At 38.1% G+C, this 9,722-nt stretch carries 6 protein-coding genes; 2 read left to right on the top strand and 4 right to left on the bottom strand.

Annotated elements, in window-relative coordinates:
• Positions 1-865: 865 nt before the first annotated feature.
• The 4 genes from F6K27_RS22315 to F6K27_RS22300 all read right to left on the bottom strand — a co-directional run bounded on the left by F6K27_RS22315 (position 866) and on the right by F6K27_RS22300 (position 5,060).
• Entirely contained in the window at positions 866-1,669 is an 804-nt protein-coding gene (locus F6K27_RS22315) for a bifunctional UDP-sugar hydrolase/5'-nucleotidase (protein WP_287279276.1), read from the bottom strand.
• A gap of 21 nt (positions 1,670-1,690) precedes the next feature.
• Entirely contained in the window at positions 1,691-2,278 is a 588-nt protein-coding gene (locus F6K27_RS22310; protein ID WP_375339701.1) for a bifunctional metallophosphatase/5'-nucleotidase, read from the bottom strand.
• A 558-nt stretch (positions 2,279-2,836) separates the two neighbouring features.
• The gene (locus F6K27_RS22305; RefSeq protein ID WP_287279277.1) at positions 2,837-4,195 is read right to left on the bottom strand and encodes a cytochrome P450; all 1,359 of its coding nucleotides are present in this window, start codon (positions 4,193-4,195) and stop codon (positions 2,837-2,839) included.
• A gap of 739 nt (positions 4,196-4,934) precedes the next feature.
• A complete protein-coding gene (locus F6K27_RS22300) occupies positions 4,935-5,060 on the bottom strand; it encodes a hypothetical protein (protein ID WP_287284525.1) in 126 nt (41 codons plus the stop codon).
• Positions 5,061-5,474: 414 nt separating this feature from the next.
• On the opposite strand from F6K27_RS22300, the gene F6K27_RS22295 reads away from it, so the two are divergent.
• Both F6K27_RS22295 and F6K27_RS22290 read left to right on the top strand, forming a co-directional pair.
• The gene (locus F6K27_RS22295; RefSeq protein ID WP_287279278.1) at positions 5,475-8,015 is read left to right on the top strand and encodes a glycogen/starch/alpha-glucan phosphorylase; all 2,541 of its coding nucleotides are present in this window, start codon (positions 5,475-5,477) and stop codon (positions 8,013-8,015) included.
• Positions 8,016-8,437: 422 nt separating this feature from the next.
• A complete protein-coding gene (locus F6K27_RS22290) occupies positions 8,438-9,556 on the top strand; it encodes an RNA-guided endonuclease TnpB family protein (RefSeq protein ID WP_287279279.1) in 1,119 nt (372 codons plus the stop codon).
• The last annotated feature ends 166 nt before the right edge of the window (positions 9,557-9,722 follow it).

Below are 9,722 nucleotides of genomic sequence, written 5' to 3'. Positions count from 1 at the left end.
ACGCATCCTTAAAACTTTAACCTTTAGCGATCGCCTAATTTATGAAAAATACAGCTCATACAGTTACTTTTATGTTACATTATCAATATTTATGTAATATGTAAAGATGCCAGCGCTCATTGCTATATGAGGACATTGGAGTAGGGGAGTAGGGGAATAGGGGAGATTGAAGTAATTAGATTGAAGTAATTATAGGATGATAAAAAGATACAGCAGATTCGGTCGCATAAGAAGTACAGATATTAACAATTAAACGTTCTCAGTGCGGGCATCTTGCCCGCGACGGGTCTACCTCACGCTTGGTGGATCCCTCTGTATTATACCAATTTGAAAAAAGAATGTGTTTGAATAATAAGTGTGATCAAAAGATTTTGCAGGAAATGTCCCTTTGACGAAAAAGAGAATTTACGACCGTTCAAACTGGTATTGAAGCAATTCCCGTGTGACTCGGTCTGACTGAGTTACCCTCCTAGCTCCCCTCCTGGGAGGGGCGGGGGTGGGTTGGGCGAGGGGTGGGTTTACTCCTAAGAAATAGCCTAACTATTTGTAGCAAACATTTATCAAATTGGTATTATATAACCGGATTCTATTCAAATCCCGTAGCATCGGTATCATATCATGTCCTCTGGTATCATTTGTGTAAACTCAAGCATGAATATCTACAGGAAATTTAAGTTTTTTCCAGCTTTAAACCTTCTTCCTTCTTCCTTACCCTGACTTTACAATACTAATACTAGGGGACTTAATATTAATTACCAAAATATTGTTGATATAAATCAGGGAATAATTTTAATCCTTCTGAACTGATAATATCCGATTCAATTATGCCTTTATTATTGACATATTCAGCAATTAATTCGCGAATTTATGTAGCAGATCGCCAAATTTTTTTTACCTCTTTAAACATCAAATATTCACTACCACCATTAGCGCGATAACTATTCATAGCAATTCGTAAAACTTGATTTGGATCGATATTTTTTCCATCTAACTGTAACTTAGTAACTCGTTTTCCTACAGGTTTGGTAATATCAATAGTGTAATCAATCCCACTATATAAATCCCAATTATAGCCAAGATGATTTTCAGCCAAAACCTCTTCAGGAAGACCGGGTAAATCATCAATATTAACTTGTTTAAAATTAGCAGCATTTTTTTCTAAAGCGCAACGCAAAATATCCCCATTAATTTCTATAACCAACAAATAGTTATCATAATTATAGATACTGTAAATATCTCTCCTAGTAATTTTTCCTGGAGCAATTTTACCAGTGTTATTAAAAATAGAAGTCAGAGAAATATTTACAGGATAACCTGCTGCTTCTGCTGCTTTTATTTGTACTTGATTAATTAAATTTGACAGTTTGCTCTGATGAAAACGTGCTTTTATACCACCATAAAATTCAGTTTTTGCCACACCAACAGGTTGATTTATATAACGTAAATTTTGCTGATGATATGGTAAATAAAGTTGTAAAATTTTCTGTTCCGGTTCAATATCAGTAACATATAAATTAGTATAATTTTTAGCAATAACTTCCCACTTTTTACACCGATGCTCTAGTACTAAAGTATACTTACTTAAAGCTTTTCCCCAAAAAGAAGGCTCTGCAATTAAAACATTATTAACTATAGCTTTAGGAACATCGTGATGTGAATGTCCTGCCATAATTATATCAATATCTTTTACCTATTGTGCTAATTCTAGGGTGAGATTTGAACCAGGAATAGAGCCTGTTTTTTTCCATTCTTGAATATCGGTTAACCAAGCAGAAGTCACCCTTTGATCTTTTGGTACTTTAGAAAAACCAGTATGTTGAACAATAGTAATTACATCTGCACCATCATTTCGCATTTGAGGAATATATTTTTGGGCAGTATTTATGAGATTCTCAAAAGTTAATCCAGCTATATTTTCAGATGGCACCCAGTTAGAAGTTGTAGGAGTAATTAAACCAAGAATACCAATTTTTATATCATCAACATTTTTAATGATATAAGCTTTAAAAGCAGGAGTGCCATCACTTTTGTGGATATTAGCACAAACTATGGGGAAATTAAGCTGACTTATCCAACGGGAAAGCACATTAGTACCATAATCAAACTCATGGTTTCCTAAAGTAGCAGCATCAAATTTGAGAGCATTCATTGTTACTGCCATCGGATGTACTGCTTCTGTGTCAATTCGATTATAGTAATAAGTTAATAGTGTCCCTTGAATAGTATCGCCGCCATCAATAAGTAGTAAATTAGGATTTTTAGCTCGTTCCTGTGCGATTAAACTAGCGACTTTTGCTAATCCCCATTCTGCGGGTTGGTTGGTTAGTAATCATAAGGCATAAGGTTGCCATGAAGATCGCTAGTTTCCAGAATGGTGATGGTTTTGGGTGGGGGTGTTGATGTTATCAAGGGAATAAATAGTAATATAAGTGTAAATAACAAAGGAAGGCAGGGGACAGAAGGCAGCTATGCTGAAGGGAAAGAATAAGGTGAGAAGGTACAAAGTTTTTCATCAACTAATTAATTGTCCGGATTCCAGATGAGGCTTTTAGCAATGATTAATTTTTAATCTGAAAATACAGGTCTAGAGCACTGCTATATCCGGCGTTGGTGATGTGTGGCTATGATTGTGCTTTAATGGCTATTGCCTAACTATTAACTGAAAAGCATTTTATATTTTGCCAAATTTAGGTTTCATAGCTTGATTCACCAACGCCGGGTTTGAATCCGCATATACATTGATTCTGTCTCCTGTATTCTGTCTCCTGTATTCTGTCTCCTGACTCCTTCTTCAAATAAATAAACCTGTTAAAAATAGTGGGATAGGTTCATATATTTATTCATCAACGCCAAATTTTTGTTTAACAACCATTCGCATATTTCCTGGTGGTGCCATAGTTAACCCTCTACGGACAGGTTGGATAGATTTATGGGAAACTAACTTGAGTTCGCACTTTGATAAAATAGTTGCCAAAACTAATTTCATTTCAAATAAAGCGAAAGCTGAACCGATACAACGACGACTCCCTCCTCCAAAGGGTAAATATTCATAAGGTGAAAATTGTCTTTCTAAAAAACGTTCCGGTTTAAATTTTTTAGGTTCTGGATAAAGATCCTCTCTTTGATGAGTTAGATAAATAGAAGGAAGTACTACCATTCCTGGTTCAAGTTGATAACCCATAATTTCTACAGGTTTCTGGACAACTCTAGGAAAAGCAGTTATGACAATGGGATAGAGACGCAAAGTTTCTTGACAAACTGCGCTGAGGTAGGGAAGTTTAGTAATGGCAACTTTTTCTGGGTTAGTGGGAAGAGTAGCTAATTCTGCTAATAGTTTTTCCCGCACTAAAGGAATTTTATCGATCCAATATAATGCCCATGCTAATGCCGAAGCAGTAGTTTCGTGACCCGCAAACAGTAAAGTGAGCAGTTCATCCTTAATTTCTTCGTCACTAATACGATCGCCTGCTTCGTCACGCGCTTCTAGGAGTAAACTAAGGATATCATCACGATGATTTGCTTCTTCCCTAGCAGTTTCAATTTCTGCGAATATTAGCTCATCAACTTTTTGCCTTTTTCGTAAAAATCTACCCCAGGGACTCCAAGGACCCCAGTCTTTTTGCAAAAAACTGAAGAACAGAAAAGTGGAGGTGAGGGGAGAGCTAATGGAGTCGAGGACATCAGACAAAAGTATTCTCAGTTGTTCGTAACGTTCCCCTCGATCTAAACCAAATACCGCCCCAAGGATAACTTTTAGGGATATTTCTTGAGTAGACCTACGGATGGGGAAAGGTTTATTTATTTGCCAGCGATCTATAACATCGGAAGTAATATTATATATTAAGTCCCCATAAGTACGCATTCGATCGCCATGAAAAGGTGGCATTAATAATTTTCTTTGACGTTGATGGCGATCGCCGTTTTGCAGAAGTAGAGAATTTCTGCCCACAAGGTATTGTAAAGCACCATTACCACCACCTGACCTAAAGGTATCAGGGCTAGCAGTAAAAATTTGTTGAATAGCTTTCGGGTTACAGAAATAGATAAAAGGAGTCTTGGAGTTAGTGTTGGTCCTGAAGATATCTCCGTATTGAGAATATCGCTCCTCTATTGTTTGTAAGGGACGAAAAATAAATTTCCAAGTCCGGACTCTTCGTTGTAGAGGGGACAATGCGGGGCCATCAGGTAATACCATTTTTGCTTTGTTGATTATGTCAGATTTACCTCATATATTTTGATTCATTTGTAAATGAGATGGGAGGATTTATTGGTTTAAAAACAACTATGTTGATATAACAGAAGGAAGAAGGAAGAAAGAAGAAGGAAGAAGGAAGAGGGAAAAATCTTGTGTTGTCTGAGTTTGAAGATATGTCCGCGCTCTTTCCTTCGACTGTTATATATAGCAGTCGCCACTATAAGTTAGGACATCGGGTAATTATGATAATTCATAACGCGAGCAAGATGCTCTAATTGTCAAACACTAACCTGGCGGTTGCTATATTTAACGCCTCCGAATATTGTCTATCTCCAAATTTCCCTCCCATACATAACCTTGTCTGAGTTTGAAGCTTTTGATCTGTCCGCACCCTTTCCTTCGACTGCTATCTATTATCTATTTACATAGATTCCTCCCATAAGAAGTACAGAGATTAACAATTGAATTTCTGTAGTGCGAGCATCTTGCTCGCTATAGTATCTTGCCCGCTTCGGGGTGTACCTTAGAGTCTACTGTAATACCAATTATCATATACTAATTCTGTACTTAAGTAATACTTTAGTTATTAAGTAGGGTTTGCTGATTAAATATCAAAGTATTGACTGGTATTAGTTTGAGCAATTTTAGGTCTGGAAAAAGTGCGAGGTTTTAGGTGGTAATAGTTCAAAAATGAGCGGATTTTGGTCAAGAGTTGGCCAGAACAATCTTGGGACAAAACTTAGCTCCTATCTCCTCCAAATTCCCATTTCTCCCCTCCACCGGAGGGGTTAGGGGTGGGTTGTCTCCTGTCTTCCCCTCCACCGGAGGGGTTAGGGGTGGGTTGTCTCCTGTCTCCTACCCTCACCCATAAGACTTTTTCAGCAAACCCTAAGTAATTAACACTGGCCCGATCGCTTTTTTGCTAATTTGAGCCAAATTAATGTTAATTGTTTTTATGTTTACTTCGACCTAGGGGCAAACGGCCGTTTGCCCCTACTCCTCTACTCCCCCACTCCCCCACCTGACTCCTAATTCTTATATTGTCATTGAGAAACAGTAGAAATTTTATCTATATGATGTAATAAACCCAAAAAGTTTGAATAGCTAATAGCTATAAGAGCAGACTCCGGCCAAATATTATAGGAATCTAAAATTCCATTAGCTAGTCTAACTGGATTAAGAAGTTTCCTATAGAATAACTCCTGTGTGGCAAAGCTAATTACCACCTTTGTCTTTCTACTACAGAAAAATTGATAACGGTTAAATTTATGGAGGAGTAATGAATCAATATATCAACCCCACTACTGAAAATCAAATTCAGGTAGAAGACGATCGAACCGGCATGAGTGTTACTACTCTCAGACGTGCCCTAGCAGATAACCTGTTTTATTTGCAGGGGACTTATGAGTCAATGGCAAAACAAGATGATTTTTACAGAGCTTTAGCTTATACTATACGCGATCGCTTACTTCAACGCTTTCTTTCTACAATTCGTACTTATAACGAGAAAGATGTTAAAGTTGTATATTATCTCTCTGCCGAATTTCTCATGGGTCGTCACCTGGGTAATAGTTTAATTAACCTGGGAATTTATGAAAAAATTCGTCAAGCTATCACCGAATCTGGGTTAAATTTAGATGAACTACTGGAACAAGAAGATGACCCTGGTTTAGGAAATGGTGGTTTGGGTAGATTAGCAGCTTGTTTTCTGGACTCTCTAGCTACTCTGGAAATTCCGGCGGTTGGTCATGGTATTCGTTATGAATTTGGCATTTTTACCCAAACTGTACAGGATGGTTGGCAAGCAGAAATCCCTGATAAATGGTTACGTTTCGGTAACCCTTGGGAAATAGCTCGTCCTGCTGAAAAGGTAGAAATCAAGTTTGGAGGTCATACAGAAGGATACCATGATGATAAAGGGCACTATCGAGTAACTTGGGTTCCGGATGAAACTGTAATTGGTATCCCCTATGATACCCCTGTTCCTGGCTATAAAGTGAATACTGTAAACCCTCTACGTTTGTGGCGAGCAGAGGCTAGTGTAGACTTTAAATTTGAAGAGTTCAATGCTGGAAATTATGACGGTGCAGTAGCAGATAAAATGAGTTCGGAGACGATCTCCAAAGTTCTCTATCCAAATGATAATACTCCTCAAGGTAAGGAACTCCGTCTGAAGCAACAATACTTCTTTGTTTCCTGTGCTTTGCAAGACATAATCCGTAGGCATTTATCTCACAACAAAAATCTAGACAACTTATACGAGAAAGCAGCAATCCAACTGAATGATACTCACCCTGCTGTGGCGATCGCCGAGATGATGCGCTTATTAATTGATGAGTATGATATGGACTGGGAGAGAGCTTGGCATATTACTCAACATACTTTTGCCTACACTAACCATACTTTACTGCCAGAAGCATTAGAGCGTTGGGTAATTAGTTTGTTTGGTCGCCTTCTCCCTCGCCACCTAGAAATTATCTATGAAATTAATCGGCGCTTTTTAACTCAAGTGCAAACTTGGTTTCCTAAAGACCAGGAATTGCTTGCCCGTGTTTCTCTAATTGAGGAAGGAGCAGAAAAATCTGTGCGGATGGCTAATTTGGCTACTGTGGGGAGTCATGCTGTCAATGGAGTAGCAGCACTGCACACAGAATTGTTGAAAAAAGGTGTGCTTAAAGATTTTTACCAACTTTTCCCAGACAAATTCTTCAATAAGACTAATGGAGTGACTCCCCGTCGTTGGGTTTTACTGAGTAACCCCAAACTTTCTGCTCTATTCTCAGAGAAACTGGGAGGAGATAGTTGGTTGCGAGATTTCGACCAACTACGGCAACTAGAAAAATATGTTGATGATGCAGAATTTCGGAATCGTTGGCGAGCAATAAAGCAAGAGAATAAGGCTAAGTTGGCAGAGCGCATTCTCAAGCATAATCGGATTGAGGTGGATATTAATTCTCTATTTGATATTCAAGTCAAACGTATTCATGAGTACAAACGTCAACATTTGGATGTATTCAACATCATTACTCTGTATAACCGCATTAAGCAAAATCCAAACATTGATATTCCACCCCGCACGTTTATTTTTGGTGGCAAAGCTGCTCCTGGTTACTATATGGCTAAGTTGATTATTAAATTGACTAATGCCGTTGCTGATGTAGTTAATGACGATCCTGATGTGCACGGTCGCCTGAAAGTTGTCTTCTTGGCAAACTTTAATGCTTCTCTTGGTCAGATTATTTATCCTGCTGCTGACTTATCTGAGCAAATTTCTACTGCTGGAAAAGAAGCATCCGGAACTGGTAATATGAAGTTTGCCATGAATGGAGCTATGACTATTGGTACTCTTGATGGAGCTAATATCGAAATTCGCGAAGAAGTTGGAGCAGAAAACTTTTTCTTATTTGGTATGACTGCTCAAGAAGTTTTCGATCTGAAAGCTAAGGGTTATAAACCTCTGGAATACTATAATACTAATGCTGAACTCAAAGCAGTAATTGACCGAATTGCTAGCGGTCACTTTAGCAAAGGTAATCCTAATTTATTTAAGCCTTTGATTGATTCTTTACTGTACAATGACCAATATATGCTACTAGCTGATTATCAAAGCTATATTGAATGTCAGGAGCGGGTTGGTAAAGCTTTCCAAGACCAGGAGAAATGGACGAAGATGTCTATCTATAATTCTGTTCGCATGGGTAAATTCTCTTCTGACCGAACAATTATGGAGTATGCAAAGGAGATTTGGGGAGCACAACCAGTCAAGATTGACCAAGAAACTTATACTCAAGATAATGCTGGTTTGAAGGTAGATTCTTAAAGAAGCACTTCAGCGGTTAGCATTCAGCAATCAGCTCAATACTGTAGGTTGGGTTAAGCGGCAGCGCAACCCAACAAAAATTAACAGGACTTACGCAAAGACACTGTGTATAGAGTCCAGTAACTATTGTCCAATAGTTATGAGTACTATATATAGCGTATCTGCGTAAGTCCTAATTAAGTGTCTGTTGGGTTTATCCTACAGTTAACGAAGTCATAGGTCAGAAGTTATTTTTGTAACGGGGATTTGAGCAACTCTCCAAAAATATACTGAATTTTGCCCCCCTAACCCCCCAATTCTGGGGGCTATCAACAGTATCAAAATAATTGGATAAAATTCAACATAAATAGACATTTACTATGATATACTAGATTGATGTCTAACTTAATTCAACTATTCAAAGAGGTGGCTAATAAATTGAAATGCAATCAATCAAGACTAAATTAAAAGTTAATAATCAACAAAAAACAATACTTGCTAAACACGCTGGTGTAGCCCGTCATGCTTATAATTGGGGATTAGCAACTTGCATTTCTGAATACGAACAAACAAAGAAACGCCCTAGTGCTATCACCCTACATAAACGTTTAGTTGCTGAGGTTAAATCAATTAATCCCTGGTATTATCAGGTATCGAAATGTGCCCCTCAACAAGCATTAAGAGACTTAGAGAGGGCATTTAAAAACTTTTTGACGATTCCTCAACGTGGATTTCCGCAGTTTAAGAAAAAAGGGAAAAAAGATAGTTTTTATCTAGAAGGAAGTATTAAAATCTGCCAAGGAAACAAGATAAAACTACCAAGAATAGGAATAGTAAAAACTTACGAAATCTTACCTTCCGTACCAGTCAAAAATGTGAGAATATCTAAACGGGCAAATAATTGGTACATCAGCTTTAAATATGATAATGAACCAACCCATACTGCCAAAAAACGAGATGTTATCGGTGTAGATGTTGGTATAAATACTTTAGCAACTTGTAGCGATGGCACACCCTTTGCCAACCCTAAAGCCTATCAGCAAGCCAAAAAACGACTAACTCGTTATCAACGCCGTGTCAACAAAAAGAAATTTGCCTCTAAAAACAGAGCCAAAGCCGTAAAAAGACTTGCCATACTTCACAAAAAAGTAGCTGATATCAGAGCAGACAAACTCCATCAACTCACAACATGGTTAGCTAAAAACCACAGCACCATAGTAATTGAGGATTTGAATGTCAGTGGAATGCTCAAAAAGCGGTGCGACCCCGCGACGACGTCAGTCGCACCTGGTAGCGCACCAAGAGATCATAAACTAGCAAGTGCCATAGCAGACTGTGGGTTTTATGAGTTCAAGGGTCAACTTACATACAAATGTGAATGGTATGGTAGTGAATTAGTCATAGCTGATAGATTTTATCCAAGTTCTCAAATATGTTCTCACTGTGGGCATCAACAGAAAATGCCATTAAGTGTGAGGACGTATGAATGTAGTGCCTGTGGTTTTACTGCTGACAGAGACTTTAATGCTGCTGTCAACCTAGAAAACTATGTAAGTCAGTAGGTGGAGTTCCCACCGATTTGAAGCCTGTGGAGAAGATAAGTTGCAGACAATAGTCAGTGGTATTCTGGGAAACAGGAAGCTAGCTCCAAAGCTCATGCAATCATTCATGGGTAAGTTTGGGTAAGTTTAGTAGAACGGAACAAGAATCTATTAACTGGTAAAAGTC

Origin of the sequence: Okeania sp. SIO2F5 (genome assembly GCF_010692685.1) — a bacterium.
In the GTDB taxonomy this organism is placed as follows: domain Bacteria; phylum Cyanobacteriota; class Cyanobacteriia; order Cyanobacteriales; family Microcoleaceae; genus Okeania; species Okeania hirsuta.
This window is presented reverse-complemented; position numbering and strand designations above follow the sequence as displayed.

Coding starts and splice junctions, on each gene's coding strand:
- F6K27_RS22315 (WP_287279276.1), bottom strand. CDS start 1,669: ATGGCAGGACATTCACATCACGATGTTCCTAAAGCTATAGTTAATAAT.
- F6K27_RS22305 (WP_287279277.1), bottom strand. CDS start 4,195: ATGGTATTACCTGATGGCCCCGCATTGTCCCCTCTACAACGAAGAGTC.
- F6K27_RS22295 (WP_287279278.1), top strand. CDS start 5,475: ATGAATCAATATATCAACCCCACTACTGAAAATCAAATTCAGGTAGAA.
- F6K27_RS22290 (WP_287279279.1), top strand. CDS start 8,438: ATGCAATCAATCAAGACTAAATTAAAAGTTAATAATCAACAAAAAACA.